Consider the following 20,289-nt stretch of genomic DNA (forward strand, 5'->3'; position numbering starts at 1 on the left):
ATTTTTTCTGCAAAGTTAACACGGAAGTAACGGACTTTAACGCTTAAACGTGCTAATATATAGGGAAGTTCAATGCAGGATAAATAAAGAGGGGTTCAGGAGGATGAGGCAGGTATGGAGTATATAAGCACAAGAGGAAATGTAGCCCCACGGGGCTTTATTGATACGGTTCTGATGGGACTGGCGGATGACGGCGGGCTGATGGTGCCAACCCAGATTCCGGTTATTTCTGCGGATAAGCTGGAGGAATGGCGCAAGCTCAGCTTCCAGGAGCTGTTCCTGGAGATTTTCTCCTACTATACTAATGATGAGATTCCTTATAATGACCTCAAAGAAATGGTCTATACCAGCTATGGCAATTTCCGCGCGCCGGAAGTGACGCCTCTTCATAAAGTAACTGATTCCCTGTATGTGCTGGAGCTGTTCCACGGGCCGACGTTTGCATTTAAGGATGTGGCGCTGCAGTTCATGGGTGAGCTGTATTCCTATATTGCCAAGGTACGCGGTGAGATTATCCATATTCTCGGGGCAACCTCGGGGGATACCGGTGCAGCGGCAATTCAGGGCGTACGCGGCAAAGAAGGCATCAAAATCTGTATTCTGCATCCGCATAACAAGGTGAGCAAGGTGCAGGAACTGCAGATGACCACAGTGGATGACAGCAACGTGCTGAATTTGTCTGTGGAGGGTAACTTTGACGACTGCCAGAAGGTGATTAAAGAGCTGTTCGCCGATCTGGACTTCAAAGGGAAATACCATCTGCGGGCGATTAACTCCATTAACTTCGTGCGTATTCTGGCCCAGACGGTTTATTATTTCTATGCTTACCTGCAGATTGAGAATAGCGGTGACAAGAAGATCAATATCAGCGTGCCTTCGGGCAACTTCGGCAACATTTTCTCAGGCTTCCTGGCTAAGAAAATGGGTCTGCCGGTCAATAAGCTGATCATCGCCACCAACGAAAACAACATTCTTGAACGTTTCGTCCTGACCGGCGAATACAAACCAGGCGAATTTACAAGCACCTACAGCCCTTCGATGGATATCCAGGTGGCGAGCAATTTTGAACGTTATCTGTATTATTTGCTGGACGAGGATGCGGTGAAGCTGTCAGACTATATGGCAGGGCTTACGGCAGACGGTAAAATTACGGTGGATGGCAGGCTGTTTGCGCAGGTACAAGCAGATTTTGCCGCGCTTGGCGCGAAGAATCAGCAATGTCTCGATATCATCACCAAATATCAGCAGGAGTACGGCTACCTGCTTGATCCGCACACGGCCTGCGGAATTGCCGCCTATGAGGCGTTCAGCGGACCTGATGAAACTACGATTACGTTCGCAACTGCACATCCTGCCAAATTCGACGAGGCGATTGCCCTGACCGGCATCCAGCAGGAATTCCCGCCGCAGATTTCCGCATTGTCCGAAATGCCGCAGCATATGACGGTTGTGGAGTATGATAAGGCGAATATTGTACGAGAGCTGCAGGATTTTTTCGCATAAAAGGATCACTGGCATACCCGAAGGTCCGTTCTTGAAAAAGAGCGGGCCTTTTTATATTGTTCGCTGTCCACGGTTTAGCTTCTGAAGGTACTGCTGAATAGGAATGGGAGATGGCGGGTATTCTGCTGACAGCCGCTTTTTATAGCCCGATTGTGGGACGGAACAGGCCGGTTTGACAGGTGCATTTTTTCACATGAAAAATCTAGCGGAAATTGTCGGAAATTACCCTTCAAAAAGTGGACATCCCTGACATGGAGTGAGAAAATAGCAGTTATAGATCAATAAGACAAAAGGACGGGATCACTCATGACAATTCGTTTCGGGGTCGTTGGCACCAACTGGATTACAGACCGTTTTATTCAGGCAGGACTGGAGAATGAGGATTTTATTCTGACCGCGGTATTTTCACGTACTGAGGAAAAAGGCCGGGCTTTCGCCGCCAAATATGCGGGAGCCGCTATTTATACGAATCTGGAAGATATGGTGTCCAGTCCGGAAGTGGACGCTGTGTACATAGCCAGTCCTAACTCCATGCACGCTGAACAGGCGCTGATCTGCATGAATCACGGCAAGCATGTCCTGTGTGAAAAGCCGGCGGCCTCCAACAGCAGAGAGCTGAAGCTTATGATCGAGGCGGCGCGTGCTAATGATGTTCTGCTGATGGAAGCGATGAAATCGACGATGATGCCGAATTTCAGTGTGATCAAAGATAATCTCTATAAGCTGGGCACAGTGCGGCGTTACTTCGCGAGCTATTGTCAATACTCCTCCCGGTATGATGCTTACCGCCAGGGGAATGTGCTCAATGCCTTTAATCCGGAATACTCCAACGGTTCCCTGATGGATCTGGGCATCTACTGCCTGTATCCGATGGTGGCGTTGTTTGGTAAGCCGGATGCGGTGAAGGCGGCAGGCCATATGCTGACCTCCGGGGTTGACGGGGAAGGAAGTATGGTTATGAGCTACCCGGATATGGATGCCGTTATTATGCATTCCAAAATTACCGACTCCTATCTGCCTGCTGAAATTCAGGGGGAGAACGGGACGATGGTGATCGACAAAATCAACCAGCCCTATCAGGTCAAAATCCATTACCGCGACGGGACGATCGAGGAGCTTACCGTGCCGCAGGTATATGAGGCGATGTATTATGAAGCACATGAGTTTATTGAGCTGCTGAAAAGCGGACAGCGCGAGAGCAGCATCAACAGCCATGATAGCTCGCTGGCGGTAGCAGAAATTATGGAGGAGGCCAGAGCGCAAATCGGTCTCCGTTATGCGTCGGATCTATAGTGAAATGGGGAGCAGCACTTGAAGACATTTAAAAAGGTATACATCGAGATTACAAGCGTCTGCAACCTGGCCTGCAGCTTTTGTCCGCCTACGGAACGGCAGAAAAACTTCATGAAGCCTGAAACCTTTAGCAAAATTCTGGATGAGATCAAGCCGCACAGCAATCATATCTATCTTCATGTTAAGGGAGAGCCCCTGCTGCATCCAAAGATCGGCGAGCTGCTGGATATAGCGCACGCCAAAGGGTTCAAGGTTAATATTACAACTAACGGGACTCTGATTCATAAGGCCGGACCGAAGATAATCGGCAAGCCGGCGCTGCGCCAGATGAATTTCTCGCTGCACAGCTTTGACGGGCATGAGGGTTCAGAGAACCGCGGGGGCTATCTGCGGGAGATTGTATCGTTTGTGCGCGAAGCCTCAGCGCAAGGCGTGATCATCTCCTTCCGGCTGTGGAATCTGACGGAGGACAATCAGACGAACGTGACGCGGATGCGCAACCGCGAGACGCTGGCGGTGCTGGAGGAGGCCTTCAATCTGGACTACCGGATTGAAGAAAAGGTGGTTCCCGGCAGCGGCGTCAAGATTGCGCCGCGCGTCTATCTGAACCAGGACCACGAGTTCAGATGGCCGGCCCTGCATGAGCCGGAGGATGACGGCAAAGGCTTCTGCCATGCACTGCGCAGCCAGGCGGCGGTGCTGGTCGACGGCACGGTGGTGCCGTGCTGTCTGGACGGCGAGGGCGTCATCAACCTCGGCAATCTGCATGAGCGGCCGTTCTCCGAGATTATCGAGGGCGAGCGGGCGAATAATCTGTTCTACGGCTTCTCCCGCAGGGAAGCGGTGGAGGAGCTGTGCCGCAAGTGCGGGTACCGCCAGCGGTTCGGGACCTGATAAGAAGTCTGTCTACAACAAAACCTCTCTTTTAGCGAAATGGAGTATGACTATCCATTCTGCTAAAGAGAGGTTTTTTAGTTGTGATGCGTAGTGATGCGTAGCGTAGTCCTGCTCCAAATGTCAGCCTCTGATGATCAGATCAGCCTGGATAAGGATTTTTTCAAAGCTGGCGCCGGGATTAAGGATTCGCCACAGCATCTGGTCAACAGCCCGCATGCCAATCTGTCCCTTATCGACATTCACGGTAGCCAGAAGAGGCAGTGCAGGATAAGTGTTGTCAAAGCCGGTGAAGGCCAGATTGGCGGGAACCGGCAGGCCCATGTATTCCAGCGTTTCGATCGCAAACAGCGCGTAAGTGTCATTGGCACATATGAAAATGTCCGGCAGTCCGTGCTCGGTGACAGCAGCAGCGAAGGTCTCCCTGAACTGGTCAATCTCCGGCCCGATCAGCGCAGGAATCTGGCTGAGTCTGATCCCTTTGTCCTCTAGTGCTGCACGGAAGACTAGAAAACGTTCATAGAAGCTTTCGGCATCGCGGATGTTGCCGACAAACTGGAAGCGGGTGTATCCCTTCCCGAGGGCCAGGTCCATCAGCTCCTTCATCACAGTCAGGTTATCAGTAAAGATGGAGTCGCTTCTGAAGCCGGGGTCAGCGTGATCCACCATCATCACAGGAATCCCGAGGCTCCTGATCTCCAGCAGAATGGGGGTTGAAATCGAGCCGACGGTAATCACGCCCATGATAGCTTCTGGATGCAGGAGAGAGAACAGGGAGTCGCCCTTGGGTTCGGTTAACGTCACCACGTTGATGCCCCGCTGGTCGAGCCTGGAGGAGATGCCGTTAAACACCGGACCCCAGTATAGGGATTCAGGGTTCTGGTAGCGCACGTTAGGAAACAGGATTACAATGCTTCCCGACCATTTGCGGATATCCAGATCAACCGGGCCGCCTGGAGCCTGCGCCGGCAGAGAGTCCTTGAAATAACCAAGCTGGCCGGCGGCTTTGAGTATCGTATCCCGGGTCTGGGAGCTGACTCCGGGTTTGTTGGATAAGGCCCGTGAAACCGCAAATTTGGACAGTCCTGTGAAATCGGCTATAGATTGAATCGTTACTTTGCGTCGCATAAAATCATCCTACTCTAGTGAGATTGGTCAACATATCAAAAGGAAGCCGCATTACAATTTTACATGAAGCCGGCCGGACTCACACATCTTTTTTTAACTGATAATAATCAAGGGGAGAGGCAGGAAAAAGCTGCAGGGAATAAAAAAGGAATATTTATGTTTTGTTAAATGTTATTTTTGTTATTTATGAATCAATAAAATATAGATAAAACGTTCATTAAATTAGGTTTTGATACATAAATTAGAAAATGAAAGCGCGTTAAAACCGAAAAGTCGTCAAATTTTGATTGACCGTTTGCCTAACGGGTGGTAATATTTGTTATGCAAAATAAAAACAAAAATAATAACAAAAGAAAAGGTGGTATGCCGAAAAGAACGGGTTTTCTGCAAAGTTGTTATTTTTTTATACATGTCTGTAAGCGCTTTATTTAAATTATGGGAGGTTATACGAATGAAAAGAGTGAAGGGGTATTCCGTTTTAATGCTGTGCCTGGTTTTTCTGCTTACAGCCTGCAGCGGCGGGAATAATGCAGCGAACAGTCCGAAAAATAGCCCGACCGCAGAGCCGGCCGCAACAGAGGCGGTTGCAGAAGCGACGGCAGAGCCAACGGCAGCGCCGGTAAATTTGGATGGGCGCGTCATCAAGGTAGCTGCCTGGTGGGACCTCAAGCCGGCGGGAAATTCCGCTTCCGAGAAGGAGCGGCTGGCCAAGATTGCCGAGGTGGAGAAGAAATACAACTGCACATTCGAATTCGTGAATGTACCGTTTGAAGAATTTATGCCGAAGTTCACAGCAACTGCGCTTACTGGGGAACCTTTTGCGGACATCGTGATTATGGAGTACAACTCGGCGTGGCCGGCCATCCTCAAGGGACAGCTGATGAAGGTCAGCGAGTTCACAACGGCTGAATCCAACATTAACAACGAAGCGACACTGCTGGTCAAAGCCCCGCAGATCGCCAATGAATATTACGCATTTGCGGAGCCGGGAACCGGCGGCGCGGGCCTGCATTACAACCGTGACCTATTCAAGAAGCTGGGCCTGCCTGACCTGCAGGAGGTATATGCAAGCGGACAATGGAACTGGGATAAGTTCATCGAAATCGCTAAGCAGGCCACCAAGGATACCGATAATGACGGCAAAATCGATACGTACGGCTTCTCTGGCTGGGCTATCGACATCCTCCGCAATTTCTCTGCTGCCAACGGAGGCAAAATTGTGGATGAAGCCACAGGCACCCAAGGCCTGACCGATCCAAAGGTTATTGAGACCGCTGAATTCATCAACCGCCTCTACAATGTGGAGAATGTCATGAAGGTCAAAGGCACTGACAAAATCGGCTATGACGAGTTCAATACCTTCAAAGACGGCGATGTGGCTATGTTCCCGGCTCCGGTGTGGAATCTGGGCGACCTGACCTTTGATTTCGGTGTCGTGCCGTTCCCTAACGGCCCGTCGGGATCTCCGGATGTGACGTATGCGGATAACGGAAAGAATGCCTTCTTTATTCCCAAGGGTGTAAAAGACCCGGCGGCTGCTTACCAGGCGTTCGAGGAGACGTATGACATTACCCAGACCGGCGATTTCCCGAGCCAGGAATGGCTGGAAAGCATTTATGCCCATGAAGAAGATGTAGCAATGCTGCATGATCACATCAACAATACGGGCCAGATTCTGCTGGAAACGGCTTATCCCGAGTTCCCGACCTACGGCTACATGAAGGATATTATCGTAGATAACCAGTCGGTTACAGCGACTGCCGAGAAGTATAAACCGGAAGCAGAGGCTTCCATCGCCAAGCTGGGCAAGTAACAGGAGCGGCCTGGGCCGCTTTTGCGGCGGGGGAGCCTGCGGGCTCCCCCTGCTGCATACAGGTAAGATTTCACCACAGCAAGGTGAGCCTTCCCGTACAAGGGGAACTGCTGCTTTTGCTGTAAGGAGGACTTCTGGTGACCGGTAAAACTAGCCGTTTTCAACTGGCCAAGAATATAACGCTTGCCGCTTTAGCCTTGTTACTTATGCTTCCGGCAGGCTTGAACGTACAGGCAAATGCAAGTGACAAGTCAGGACCGGCAACAAAAAATGCGCAGGCAGCAGCCGCATCCGGACAAATGCCGGATAGTGCAGCTGCTGCAGGAGGAACAGCAGCCTTTAACCAGGATAAGTACACAGCTTATCTGGCCGGGCATAAGGATGCTGCCAGACCGGAGCAGGAGATCATTATTGAGGCTGCGGATTACAGCCTGACTGAGGGCAGCGGAATCAGCAAGCTGTCTGATTACGAAGGGATGGCCGGAGAGTCATTACTCACCGGAGAGGCTGGCAAGGTGGAATGGACGGTCAATGTTGCTGAAGCCGGCCTTTACAATCTGTCCATGCTGTATTACCCGGTTGCAGGCAAAAGCTCAGCAATCGAGCGCGCATTGTATATTGACGGAGAGCTCCCGTTTCGTGAAGCTGCTTTTCTGCAGTTTGACCGCATCTGGGTGAATCAGCTGGATCAGCTGGAAGCGGATAATCAGGGCAATGACCTGAGACCCAGACAGTTTGAGCAGCCGCGCTGGAGCGAGAAGCCGTTTCAGGATTCTGACGGGTATGAGAATGAGCCCTTTTTATTTTATTTTTCCAAAGGCACACATACGCTGGCACTGGAGTCTTCCAGAGAGCCGGTTATCATCAGGCAGCTGAAGCTGTACAAGCAGCCTGTGCTGTTGTCTTACGCAGAGGTGAAGCAGCAGCTGGATGCCGCCGGTGTGCAGTCTTCCGCTAAGCAGCTGCTGGTCATTGAGGGAGAAGCGGCAGCATCCAAATCATCGCCGACGCTGTACCCGCTCAGTGAGCGTTCAAGCTCTGCTGTTCATCCCTACAGCTCCTCCAAAATAAAAATCAACACCATTGGCGGATTTAACTGGCGGATACCCGGCCAGTGGATCGAATGGGAAATTGATGTGCCTGAGACCGGGCTGTACAAGATGGCCTTTAAAACACAGCAAAATTTTGTAAGAGGGATTTACTCCACCCGCAGGCTGACCATTGACGGCGTGGTGCCGTTTGCCGAAATGGCCATGGTCCCTTTCCGCTACAAAAGCGGCTACCGGCTGGATGTTATGGGCGGAGATGAACCCTATCTGTACAATCTTGAGCAAGGAAAACATGTAGTGCGGCTTGAGGTCAGCCTCGGCGAATTCGCCCCGCTGATCCGCGAGGTGGAGGAAAGCCTGTACAACCTTAATTCAATGTACCGCAAAATTCTGATGATTACCGGCACGAAGCCCGATGAATACCGCGATTATCAGCTGGATAAGAAGGTGCCGGATATGCTGGAGGTATTCGGGACCGAGCATGACCGGCTGAGAGGCGTAGCCAAACGGCTGGTAGAGCTGTCAGGTCAGTCCAGTGACCAGGAAGCGCTGCTTAAGACGATGGCGCAGCAGCTCAGCGAGCTGATCGAGGACCCGGATACCATTCCGAGAAGGCTTACCGCCTATAAGACGAATACCGGGGGCCTTGGCACATGGGTTCAGCAGGCCAGAGAGCAGCCGCTGGAGATAGATGCGCTGTATGTGGCTTCGCCGGATATGAAGCTTCCGAAGAAAGGGATGGGGCTTGGCTCGAAAATCAAACACGAGACAGCTACGTTCCTGGCCTCCTTCTTCACGGATTACAATCAGATCGGGAATGTTTCCAAAGAGAAAGACCAGAAATCAGTTACGGTCTGGATTGGCAGCGGACGGGATCAGGCCAATACGATGAAGGCCATGATCGATGAGACCTTTACCTCAGAGACAGGCATTAACGTCAATCTGAAGCTGGTGAATATGTCCACACTGCTGCCGGCCACGCTGGCCGGTCAAGGTCCCGATGTTGCGATGCAGATCGGAACGGACCTTCCTGTTAACTTTGCTATGCGTAATGCGGCTGCTGACCTGACGCAGTTTGCAGACTTTGCGGAGGTAGAGGACCGTTTCCGCGACAGTGCGATGGTACCGTTCGTCTATGACGGCGGTGCGTATGCACTGCCTGAGACCCAGACCTTCAATATGCTGTTCTACCGTAAGGATATTCTGGAGGAGCTTCATCTTGAGGTCCCCCAGACCTGGGAGGATGTATCCACGCTGCTGGCTGTGCTCAGCAAGAACCATATGCAGTTCGGTCTGCCGGTTGTGATCCAGTCTGCTATTCAAGGACAGAATATTCCGCCTAACTCAATGTACGCGGCACTGCTGTTCCAGAACGGCGGACAATTCTATCGTAACGGCGGGGAGGAGTCGGATCTCGATTCCCGGACCGGTATTGAAACGTTCAAGCAATGGACGGAATTCTACACCGATTACAAGCTTGAAAAGGAATATGACTTCGCGAACCGGTTCCGTACCGGAGAGATGCCCTTTGGCATAGCGGATTACACCGTCTACAACCAGTTGTCCGTCTTCGCTCCGGAGATCCGGGGCATGTGGGGCTTCGTACCGATACCGGGAACCGTGAAGGCGGATGGTACGATTGACCGCACGGTCTCAAGCGGCGGGAGCGGTGTCATTATGATGGAGAAGGCGGAAGACAAGGATGCGGCCTGGGAGTTCATGAAATGGTGGACGAGTGAGGAGACGCAGACCGTCTTCGGGCGCGAAATGGAAGGTCTGATGGGGGCCGCTGCGCGTTATCCGACTGCCAATATCAAGGCGCTGGACAGTCTGCCCTGGCCGGTTGCCGATTACGATAATCTGAAAGCCCAGTTTGAGTGGGCCGAGGGTGTGCCTGAGGTGCCGGGCGGATATTTTACGGGCAGGCATTTATTCAATGCCTTCTACAAAACGGTAGTCGGCAATGTGGAGGCCCGGGAATCCATCATGGACTACGTGCAGTATATACAGGATGAGATCAGCACCAAACGCAGAGAGTTTGGCCTATAGCAGCAAGGGGGAGGAGCAAGCCGTGCAGAGTTGGTGGAGCCTGAAATGGCATGAGATAAGAGCCAATAAGCATTCCTACTTTTTAATGGCACCGTACATGATCCTGTTCGCCGTATTTACGGTGTTACCTGTCCTGGTGTCGATTGTGCTCAGCTTCACATATTTCAATATGTTAGAATTTCCGAAGTTTATCGGCTGGCAGAATTACACCCGCCTGTTCCTTGAGGATGATGTCTTTCTGATTGCCCTCAAAAATACGCTGCTGTTTGCAGTGATTACAGGGCCTATCAGCTACATTGCCTGTTTTGTGTTCGCGTGGATCATTAACGAGCTGTCACCCAAGCTTAGAGCGGTAATGACACTGGTCTTCTACGCGCCATCCATTTCGGGGAACGTCTACTTCATCTGGCTGATGATCTTCTCCGGTGACCGGTACGGGATTATGAACGGCCTGCTGCTGCGCTTTGGCTTCATTCTGGAGCCGATCCTGTGGCTGAAGACGGAAGGCTATATTATGCCGATTATCATCCTGGTACAGCTGTGGCTCAGTCTGGGAACCGGCTTCCTGGCTTTTATTGCCGGCCTGCAGACAGTGGACGGTACCTTGTATGAAGCCGGAGCTGTAGACGGAATCAAAAACCGCTGGCAGGAGCTGTGGTACATCACACTGCCGTCGATGCGGCCGCAATTGATGTTCGGCGCCGTAATCCAGATTACGACCGCTTTTGCCGTAGCCGATGTCTCCATTGCCTTGGCCGGGTTCCCGAGTGTGAACTATGCGGCGGAGACGATTGTCACGCATTTGATTGATTTTGGCACCACCCGGTTTGAAATGGGATATGCGTCAGCAATTGCTACTGTCCTGTTCCTGATCATGGTCGCCACGAACCTTCTCGTACAAAAGCTCCTTAGAAAGGTGGGTGAATAATCATGAATATCCCCTTTCAGGCCAATACCAGAAGGCGGCTCGGACGCGCGGTCCGGATGCCCAAAAAACGGGTGAACCGTTCAGCCTGGGGCACGTTCTCACTATTCGCCCTGCTGACCGTCTTCGGGGCCTTTATGATTCTGCCGCTGGTTTATGCCATTAACAATGCGTTTAAGCCGCTGGATGAGATTTTCATTTTCCCGCCGACCCTGTTTGTGCGGAATCCCACGCTGAATAACTTTGTTGATCTGTTTAACCTGCTTGGGAATTCGTGGGTGCCGTTCTCCCGTTATATATTCAACACGGTGTTCATTACAGGCGCAGGCATTATCGGACACGTCATCTTTGCCTCGGCAGCGGCATACCCGCTGGCAAAGCATCATTTTCCCGGCAAAAAAGTGCTGTTCACCATCGTGGTCCTGTCGCTGATGTTCACGCCGGCCGTGACTGCCATGCCCAACTATATGATTATGTCCTGGCTGGGGCTGATCGACACGTACTGGGCCGTTATTGTACCGGCATTCGCCTATTCACTCGGCCTGTATCTGATGAAGCAGTTCATGGAGCAGATTCCGGATGTACTGCTGGAGGCCGCCAAAATCGACGGTGCCAGTGAATACCGTATCTTCTGGACGATCGTTATGCCTAACGTCAAGCCGGCCTGGCTGACGCTGATTATTCTGCTGTTTCAGATCCTGTGGGGCAGTGACGGCAACGGCTTCATCTACAGCGAACAGCTGAAGTCGCTCCATTTCGCGGCAGGGCAGGTAGTAGCGGGAGGCATTGCGAGATCCGGTGCGGCGGCGGCAGTGGCGCTTATTCTGATGAGTGTGCCGATTACGCTGTTTGTTTTTTCGCAGAGCCGGATTATTGAGACGATGGCTACTTCAGGAATGAAGGACTAGGGGGGAAGGCAGTTGATTGCAAAAAAGTGGCTGCTTGCAGGGACAATGGCATCCCTGCTGCTGAGTTGTGCGGCTCCCGCGCCAGTTAATGCCGAGGCCGTGCCATATGAGAGCTATAACTATAATTACTGGGAGGAAGCTGTACCTGCACCGGCTGCATACATCCCTGACCGCACCCTTACAGGCAAGGATCTTGGGGTTGGAGACTTTCTGGACCCCGCCGACATGGTCGTTGCGGACAGCGGACTGATCTATATCGTAGACAGCGGGAATGCCCGCATTATCTGCCTGGACAGCAGCTGGAAGGTAGAACAGGTCATCACCGGCTTTGATAACGGAGGGCAGGCGGAGACCTTTAAGAATCCGTCGGGCCTGTATGTTAATGACGAAGGCAATCTGTTCGTAGCCGACACGGATAACGGGCGCATCGTCGTTCTGTCCCCGGACGGGGAGCTGCTGCGGTTGATTGAGCAGCCGGAGTCGGATATTCTGCCGGCGGATTTCAAGTTTATCCCGGTTAAGGTAACGGTGGATCAGGCGGAACGGGTCTATGTCATTGCCAAGGGCATCTTCGAGGGCATTATGCAGTTCGATGAGAACGGCGTGTTCATCGGCTATGTCGGCACGAATAAGGTCAAGCGCGACTACACCGAATATATCTGGCGGATGTTCTCCACCAAGGCGCAGAAGGCACAGATGGCATTGTTCGTGCCCACGGAATTCTCCAATATTGATGTGGATGACAAGGGGTTCCTGTATGCGACGAATATTGATCCGGGATCGAAGGAGCCGGTCAAGCGGCTTAATCCCTCCGGTGAGGATGTGCTGAAACGGTTCGGCTACTTCGATGTACTGGGGGATATCCGTTACCGGATGTCGGTGGGACCGTCCAAGTTCACGGATATCAAGGTGCTTCCGAATGGCATGTACAGTGCGCTGGATGCGAATCAGGGCAAAGTGTTCACCTATAACGATGAAGGCGATCTGCTGTATGTATACGGCGGCAAGGGCAACCAGACCGGGACGTTCAAAATACCGGCGGCCATTGAGTATGCCGGCGGCAGCCAGCTCGTGCTTGACCGGGGAAAGGGCAATATCGTAATCTTCAAGCCGACCCGGTTCGGCAGCATTGTGAATGAGGCAGCCGGCTACCATTACAATGGTGAGGATGCACAGGCGGTTCCCGTCTGGAAGGAGGTCCTGAAGCTGAATGCCAACTATGATATCGCATATATCGGCATAGGCAAATCACTGCTGATGGAGAAAAACAACAAGGAAGCGATGAAATACTTCAAGCTCGGGATGGACCGGGACGGTTATTCCGTAGCCTTCAAACGGTACCGCAGAGAAGTGATGCAGGAGCACTTCGGAACCTTCCTGACATCGGTAATGCTGCTGGTTGTCTTATGGATTGTCTACCGTATATTTGGCTTCTGGAGAAAAAAGCGGCAATCCCGGGCTTCCAGGCAGGCTCCGCATAACCATAAGGAGGGAAACGCCCATGAGGCAGGATTTCATTAAATTCCCGCTGCACCTCATTGTGCATCCGTTTGACAGCTTTTGGGATATGAAATATGAGGGCAAAGGAAAGCTGCGGGTAACACTGACCATTCTGCTGCTTGTCGTGATCTCCATGATTCTGAAGAATCAGTTCGCAGGCTTTCTGGTCAATTATAATGACCCGCGCCAGTTAAACAGTATTACACAGCTGTTTACCGTGATTTTTCCCTTCTTCCTGTGGTGCCTGTCCAACTGGGCCATAACAACGCTGATGGACGGCGAGGGGAAATTCAAGGAGATCATGATGGCTACGGGCTATGCGCTCGTTCCTATTGTCATTATTTATACGCCGATGGTCGTAGCCAGCCGGTTCATGGCAGAGGAAGAAACGGCCTTCTATTATTTAATGATGTCAGCGGCATCCATCTGGTTCATAGCACTGCTGTTCGTCGGCATTATGACCGTTCATCAGTACACCGTGCTCAAAACGGTTGTAACCATGCTGCTGACAGTAGTGGTTATGGGCATTGTTGTATTCCTCGGAACCCTTGTCCTGAGCATGATTCAGCAGATTACTGAGTTCTTTATCAATATTTACCGTGAATTGATTTTCCGTACATGAAGGAGGCCGCATCTGTGAAAAAAAGAAAATTACCGGCTGCGGTGCTGGCCTGTGCCGCAGTTCTCTGTATTATTGCCGCGGCTGTACTGTACTTCAGCTCCCGCGGAGCGGAAGCCGTTGAAGCCTCCGCCTACATGGAGGTAACGTCTGAGCTTGAAGCGGGAAGTGAGCTGGCTGCACTGCCGGACGCCTCCGGGGGTGTGAACGGCATGCTGCTGGCAGCGGAAGATGCAGAGCTGTCCTTATACTATAATGCAGAAACGACTGAAATAGCGGTGAAGGACAAACGGACGGGCCAGCTCTGGTACAGCAATCCGGAGGGCCGCAATGAGGATGCGCTGGCCTCCGGCTTTGAGAAGGAGCTGCTGTCCTCGCAGCTGACTGTACTGTTCCGTGATGCTGTAGGCACACTTGAATCCTACACCAACTTTGCCCAGAGCATCAGCAGCAAGCAGTTCACGGCCGAGAGCCTGAAGAACGGGCTGCGGATTACTTACACCATCGGGGATACCTCGGCAGGCATTGATGCGCTGCCGCAGTATATCAGCCAGGCCCGGCTGGAGGAGACGGTGCTCTCCAAGCTGGATGCAGCGACCGCCAAGTATGTTGCGACCCGTTACTATCCAAAAGACGGCAGTCCTGAGGTACTGGAACGGATTGATGCCCAGGTATCCAAGCCGCTGGTGCTCAAGAAAATGACTGCTGCCTTTGTGCTGGCGGGCTATTCTGCTGAGGATCTGGCACAGGATAATGCGGAGAATGGAATCGGCGGGGAATCGGGAACGTCCAAGCCCAATTTCGTTATTCCGCTGGAATACAGGCTTGAGGAAGGCTCGCTGGTTGTAAAGATTCCTGTGGGCCAGGTCAAGGAGAGCGGGCAATATCAGATCCGCAGTCTGGAGCTGCTTAATATGTTCGGCGCTGCTGACCAGCTGACAGACGGCTATATGCTGGTTCCAGACGGCTCAGGCAGCCTGATCCGTCTGAACAACGGCAAAGTGAAGGAAGAGCAGTATGTGCAGCGCGTGTACGGGCCGGACCCGAATGACAACAGCTACCGGCGCGGGCAGGTCAGCCAGAATGCCCGGATGCCGGTCTTCGGCATGAAGGCCGGGGATGGCGCATGGTTCGCTGTCATTGAGAAGGGCGATGCCATCGCCAGTATTGCCGCTGATATCAGCGGCAAAAAGAATTCCTACAATTTCATTCACAGCAGCTATTCCCTGCGGGGCGAGGATGAGCTTGAGCTGTATACGGGATCAACCATCCAGGAAATACAGCTGCTTAGCGAAGAACTCTACAAAGGCGATATTCAGGTCCGCTACAGCTTCCTGAGCCAGGATAAAGCCGGCTATTCCGGGATGGCTGAGCTGTACCGGGATAAGCTGGTCTCGGAGAAGGCGCTCAAGCCTCTGTCCGAGGAGCAGGGCATTCCGTTCTACCTGGATATGCTGGGTGCTGTCGACAAGCAGAAGTCGCTGCTCGGCGTGCCTTACCGCTCCGAGATTTCCATGACCTCCTTCCGGCAGGCTGCGCTGATTGCAGGGGAATTGAAGCAGGACGGCGTCGGCCGGCTGCTGATGCGGTACACCGGCTGGTCCGGCAAAGGCGTGAATCACTCCACGCCGGATAAGCTGAAGACGGAAAGCGTGCTTGGCAGCAGGTCAGAGCTGACCCTACTACGGGACCAGCTGGCACAGGCAGGCGGGACCCTGTTCCCGGATGTGGCTTTCCAGCAGGTTTATCATGATGACAGCGGGTTCACGCCCTCCTCAGATGCCGCAAGGTTTGTCACGCGGGAGGAAGCGGAGCTGTATCCATATAACCGGGCGCTGAACCGGATGGATATGATGCTTGGCAGCTATTACTTGTTATCACCAGCCAAGCTGCCCTATTATGTTAACTCGTTCATGGATAAGTATGCCGGTTTTGAAATGGAAGGCGTATCTCTGCGGGATCTCGGCAATGTGCTGAGCTCTGATTTCCGGTCCAGCAGGGTGATCCAGCGGGAAACGGCCAAGGCTATCGTGGAGGAGCAGCTGGACAAAATTAGCCGGGATGTAGGGCAGACGATGGTTTCTGGCGGTAACGCCTATGCCTGGCCATATGCAGACCATCTGATTAATGTTCCTGAGTCCTCAAGCGGGTTTGCGCTTACGGATGAAGCGGTGCCTTTCTATCAGATGGTGGTTCACGGCTTCATCAGCTACACCGGAACACCGGTCAATCTGAGCGATGAGCAGGATATGCACACGCAGCTGCTCCGCTCCATTGAGCTGGGGTCAGCGCCTTATTTTTCCTGGTCCTATGAGCCGTCCTCGAAGCTGAAGTTCACGCATTTTGACAGCATGTATGCGACCTCCTATGAGGACTGGTATGATCAGGCGGTTTCCATGTACAAGGAAGTGAATGAGGTGCTTTCCCCGGTACAGCATGCGCAGATCGTAAACCATACACGCCATCAGGAGGGTGTTGTGGAGGTGCAGTACAGCAACGGTATATCTATCTATGTCAACTACACCGGCAAGGATGTATCCGTGGGGGGAACCGCTGTCGGTGCAGGACAATATGTGATTGAAGGTGAACCATCATGAACGGAAACAAGCTGAGCCTGCAGCATAAGCGCTCTTTGCTGGGAATTGCTTTTATAGCACCGTGGCTGCTCGGATTTATATTCCTGTTCGCTGCCCCGCTGCTCCGGTCCATCCAATTCAGCTTCAGTAAATTAACCGTTGATCCTTCAGGCTTTACGCTTCAAGGCGTGGGCTGGGCTAATTTCAACAATGCTTTGTTTGTCGATGCAAGCTTCAACCGCGTCCTGACCCAATCGGTCTGGGATATGGTGCTGAATGTGCCGATGATCCTGTTCTTCAGCCTGTTCTCGGCAACGCTGCTGAACCAGAAGTTCAGGGGAAGAATCGTCGCACGTGCCATCTTTTTTCTGCCGGTTATTCTGGCCTCCAATGCCATATCGGCAGCAGAAGCCTCGGGGCTGATCAATCTGGTCGGTGATGCGACCGCCGTGAATGAACTGGGCCAATCGGGCTCCCAGTACAACGTTATGTCCATGGTCATGATTCTGAGCGAGATCGGTCTGCCGCTGTCGTTCGTGGACTACATTGTCGATGCGATTCTGCGGATCTATGAGATTATAACAAGCTCAGGTGTGCAGATTCTGATCTTCCTTGCCGCACTGCAGTCCGTTCCCGGAGCGATGTATGAAGTGGCGAAGATTGAAGGGGCGACAGCTTATGAATCCTTTTGGAAAATCACCTTCCCGCTCGTGAGCCCGCTCATCCTGACTAATGTGATCTATACGATCATTGATTCCTTCTCAGGCAGCGCGGTAACAAAAATGATCTTCACCACGGCGTTCACCACCCAGAACTTCGGGCTGAGTGCGGCGATGTCCTGGATCTATACGCTGATTATCAGCATCATCCTGGTCATAGTGGGCTATGTGCTGTCCAAACGGGTGCATTACAACTGATTTATGCAAAGGAGGATACGGCATGCAGTCTCCGCAAGCTGTCCGTAAAGAAGCCCAGCATTACAGAATCCAAAAGGTGAGAGGCAGGGCAGTCGATATCCTGTACGCATTGTTCCGTTATGCGCTTGTCATAGGGATATCCTTCATCATTATTTATCCGCTGCTGATGAAGTTCTCCATTGCCTTCAAAGATAAGACGGATATTTACAATCCGACGATTTATATGATTCCGGTTCATTTCACGCTGGACAATATCAGAATGGCAATGCAGATTCTGGATTACTTCCCGCTGCTCGGCAATACACTGCTGTTCGTTGTCGTGACGACCCTGCTGACCACGGCCTCCTGCGCATTGGCGGGGTACGGGTTTGCCCGGTTTCATTTTCCGGGAAGCAATCTCCTGTTCGCGCTTGTCATTCTGACATTGCTGGTGCCGACCAGCACGCTGATGGTGCCGATGTACCTGCATTTCAGAAGCTTCGACATCATGGGAATCATTCAGCTGATTACCGGCAAATCCGGGCTTAATCTGCTTAATACGTACTGGCCATCCATCATTACATCGGCAACCGCCATCGGGCTGAAGGCCGGACTCTTTATCTATATCTTCCGCCAGTTTTTCAAGGGGATGCCGAAGGAGATTGAAGAAGCTGCGCTGATCGACGGCGCGGGCGGAGTAAAAACGTTCCTGCAGATCATGCTGCCCAATGCGATCTCACCGATGATTACCGTCATCCTGTTCTGCTTCGTGTGGCAATATAATGATACCTTTTTCACTTCCCTCTTTATGAGTGAGCTGGCGCTTATGCCTACCAAGGTCAGCTCGCTGGCGGCTCAGGCCAATGCCCTGATTCCGGGTATGCTGGGGGCAGGCGGAGGCGGGTCTGCGGTTAAGGCTGATCCTAACCACGTAGCCATGATTATAGACACCGGCATTCTGCTGGCTATTATTCCGCTGATTCTGCTGTATATGGTTGTGCAGCGGTATTTTGTGGAGAGTGTGGAGCGGAGCGGCATTATCGGATAAAAATAGGACGGCGTAGCCGTTTCTGCTTGTAGGAAAGGGTGCGTACAATGAAAAATAAACATCCGTTCAGCCTGATCATCCTGCTGCTGGCGGCTGCCCTAGCCTGGCCTGCTGCGCCTGCACAGGCCAAGGAAGCCGGGACACCGCTGCAGGCTTATGTGGAAGCGCTGGGTCCCGGCTGGAATCTGGGCAATACCTTTGAAGCCAGCGGGGATGAGACCTCCTGGGGCAACCCGCCTGTGACCAAGGCTTTTATTGACCAGCTTGCCGCCGAGGGCTACAAGACGATCCGTCTTCCGATTACCTGGAGGCACCGGATGGGGGATGCCCCGGACTATACCATCGATCCGGCCTTCATGGCGCGCATTCAGGAGGTAGTTGACTGGTCGCTGGAGGCGAAGCTGCATGTCATGATCAACCTTCACCATGATTCCAACTGGATTATGAACATGGCGGCAGAGCATGATGAGGTGATGTCCAGATTTAATGCCGCCTGGACGCAGATTGCCGGACATTTCAAGGATTATCCGGATACGCTGATGTTCGAGAGTGTCAACGAGCCGCGCTATTCCGACGACTGGAGTAAGGATGAGCCTGAATATTTCACAATGCTGGATGAGCTGAACGTCTCCTTCCACAGCATCGTCCGCAGCTCCGGCGGCAACAACGGCAAGCGTCCGCTGGTACTCTCTACGCTGACAGCCGCCCCGACCGAGGCCAGGCTGCAGGAGCTGTCCAAGACCATAAGTAAGCTGAAGGACAAGCGGCTGATTGCAACATTCCATTACTACGGGTATTATGCGTTCAGTGTGAATACAGCCGGCGCTATAACCTTTGATGACACGGCCAGGCAGGATTTGATCCAGGCCTTTGACCGGGCATACGACATCTTTACGGCCAAAGGCATTCCGGTTATTGTCGGTGAATACGGCCTGCTGGGGTTCGATAAATCACTGGAAACGGTGCAGCATGGCGAGATTCTGAAGTTTTTTGAGTACATCGGCTACTATGCCCGTGAGAAAAAAATGCCCTTGCTGCTCTGGGACAACGGACAGCATTTCGACAGGCGCTCGTTCAAATGGGTGGATGAGGAGCTGCATCAGGTGATGGTGCAGGGCTGGAAGGGGCGTTCCTCCAATGCGCAAAGCGATTCGCTTTACTTTAGAAAAGGCTCGCCGCTGCAGGATACCGCGCTGGAGTTGAACATGAACGGCAACACCTTCAGGGAGCTGCTGAACGGTGACAAGGTGCTTACAGAGGGCACGGACTACAGGCTTGAGGGAGAGCGGTTAATACTCACCTCCGTACTGACTGAGAGGCTGCTCAAGGAGGAGTATGGGGTGAACGCGGTGCTGACAGCGAGATTTAGTGCCGGAGCAGACTGGCCCATAAAGCTGATTCACTATGATACTCCTGTTCTGCGGAGATCGCAGGGTCCGCAAGGGATCTATTCCCTGCCGGTCCTGTTTAACGGGGACAGTCTGGCTACGCTGGAGGCAGTCTATACCAGCGGCGGTAATGCCGGTCCGGATGAGTGGACGCCGTATAAAGAATATATCCGCCATTTCTATCCGGACTACAAGACCGGTGAAATCAAGTTCACGGATGACTTCTGGAGCGGGGTGAAGGACGGGGAGATGCAGCTGCAGATGCATTTCCGCAGCGGCGAAACCGTTCCTTATACGATAACCAAGGAGGGCTTCTCCATTATTGGAGTATCCGCCGAGGATGTATTGGCGGAGGCGGCAGTGCAGGAGCCGGAACAGCCGGCAGAGAGTCCTGAGCTTTCTGCCATGCCGGAGGAATCAGCCGTTCCCGCTGTGTCACCTGCCGGAGAGGAAGCCGAATCTGTGCCGGGGAGCGGCAGCAGGCTGATGTTAATAATACTGCTCGTAACAGGATTGGCTGTCCTGGCAGCGGCCGGGATCTACTGGGGTAGAAGAGGAAAAAGGAAGCGCGGCAGATGATACGGCAGGGGTTCTGTTACAGGGACGGAGTAAGACCTTTTGGCTGCGCCTGATTCAAACGGCGGGAAGCGGGCCTATGGTATAGTAAGAACTAACTTATACATTACATAGGAGGCCTCCC

At 52.6% G+C, this 20,289-nt stretch carries 14 protein-coding genes; 13 read left to right on the plus strand and 1 reads right to left on the minus strand.

The features are described from left to right. Window positions 1–114: 114 nt before the first annotated feature. The 3 genes from thrC to R70331_RS03820 all read left to right on the plus strand — a co-directional run bounded on the left by thrC (window position 115) and on the right by R70331_RS03820 (window position 3,690). Window positions 115–1,503, plus strand: coding sequence for a threonine synthase (gene thrC, locus R70331_RS03810; protein WP_042172986.1), 1,389 nt, complete (start codon window positions 115–117; stop codon window positions 1,501–1,503). Between the two features lie 306 nt (window positions 1,504–1,809). Beyond that, window positions 1,810–2,796: a Gfo/Idh/MocA family protein gene (locus tag R70331_RS03815; RefSeq protein WP_042172988.1), complete on the plus strand. Its 987-nt coding sequence runs from the start codon at window positions 1,810–1,812 to the stop codon at window positions 2,794–2,796. An 18-nt stretch (window positions 2,797–2,814) separates the two neighbouring features. After that, complete coding sequence (locus tag R70331_RS03820; protein WP_042172990.1) at window positions 2,815–3,690, plus strand: radical SAM/SPASM domain-containing protein; 876 nt, start codon at window positions 2,815–2,817, stop codon at window positions 3,688–3,690. A 123-nt stretch (window positions 3,691–3,813) separates the two neighbouring features. Here R70331_RS03820 and R70331_RS03825 read toward each other — a convergent pair whose 3' ends face one another. Further along, window positions 3,814–4,818, minus strand: a complete 1,005-nt coding sequence (locus tag R70331_RS03825; protein WP_042172992.1) for a LacI family DNA-binding transcriptional regulator — start codon at window positions 4,816–4,818, stop codon at window positions 3,814–3,816. Between the two features lie 451 nt (window positions 4,819–5,269). On the opposite strand from R70331_RS03825, the gene R70331_RS03830 reads away from it, so the two are divergent. From R70331_RS03830 to R70331_RS03875, 10 genes are all read left to right on the plus strand, one after another. Next, window positions 5,270–6,631: an ABC transporter substrate-binding protein gene (locus R70331_RS03830; protein WP_042172994.1), complete on the plus strand. Its 1,362-nt coding sequence runs from the start codon at window positions 5,270–5,272 to the stop codon at window positions 6,629–6,631. A gap of 206 nt (window positions 6,632–6,837) precedes the next feature. Next, window positions 6,838–9,729, plus strand: coding sequence for an extracellular solute-binding protein (locus tag R70331_RS03835; RefSeq protein ID WP_052419283.1), 2,892 nt, complete (start codon window positions 6,838–6,840; stop codon window positions 9,727–9,729). A gap of 22 nt (window positions 9,730–9,751) precedes the next feature. Beyond that, complete coding sequence (locus tag R70331_RS03840) at window positions 9,752–10,657, plus strand: carbohydrate ABC transporter permease (protein ID WP_231576400.1); 906 nt, start codon at window positions 9,752–9,754, stop codon at window positions 10,655–10,657. A 2-nt stretch (window positions 10,658–10,659) separates the two neighbouring features. After that, window positions 10,660–11,562 (plus strand): carbohydrate ABC transporter permease, encoded by a 903-nt coding sequence (locus R70331_RS03845; RefSeq protein ID WP_042172998.1) that lies wholly within the window; start codon window positions 10,660–10,662, stop codon window positions 11,560–11,562. A gap of 12 nt (window positions 11,563–11,574) precedes the next feature. After that, window positions 11,575–13,083 (plus strand): NHL repeat-containing protein, encoded by a 1,509-nt coding sequence (locus tag R70331_RS03850; RefSeq protein ID WP_042173000.1) that lies wholly within the window; start codon window positions 11,575–11,577, stop codon window positions 13,081–13,083. Beyond that, a complete protein-coding gene (locus R70331_RS03855) occupies window positions 13,064–13,684 on the plus strand; it encodes a YIP1 family protein (RefSeq protein WP_042173003.1) in 621 nt (206 codons plus the stop codon). The genes R70331_RS03850 and R70331_RS03855 overlap by 20 nt, the downstream gene beginning before the upstream one ends. A 14-nt stretch (window positions 13,685–13,698) precedes the next feature. Next, window positions 13,699–16,278, plus strand: a complete 2,580-nt coding sequence (locus tag R70331_RS03860; protein WP_042173006.1) for a DUF5696 domain-containing protein — start codon at window positions 13,699–13,701, stop codon at window positions 16,276–16,278. Beyond that, on the plus strand, window positions 16,275–17,174 hold the full coding sequence (locus tag R70331_RS03865; RefSeq protein WP_042173009.1) for a carbohydrate ABC transporter permease: 900 nt from the start codon (window positions 16,275–16,277) through the stop codon (window positions 17,172–17,174). The genes R70331_RS03860 and R70331_RS03865 overlap by 4 nt, the downstream gene beginning before the upstream one ends. A gap of 22 nt (window positions 17,175–17,196) precedes the next feature. Next, window positions 17,197–18,201, plus strand: coding sequence for a carbohydrate ABC transporter permease (locus tag R70331_RS03870; protein ID WP_042173011.1), 1,005 nt, complete (start codon window positions 17,197–17,199; stop codon window positions 18,199–18,201). A 47-nt stretch (window positions 18,202–18,248) separates the two neighbouring features. Further along, window positions 18,249–20,168 (plus strand): cellulase family glycosylhydrolase, encoded by a 1,920-nt coding sequence (locus tag R70331_RS03875; protein WP_081947456.1) that lies wholly within the window; start codon window positions 18,249–18,251, stop codon window positions 20,166–20,168. Window positions 20,169–20,289: the final 121 nt, after the last annotated feature.

Source organism: Paenibacillus sp. FSL R7-0331, from assembly GCF_000758645.1.
Lineage (GTDB): Bacteria > Bacillota > Bacilli > Paenibacillales > Paenibacillaceae > Paenibacillus_AQ > Paenibacillus_AQ camerounensis.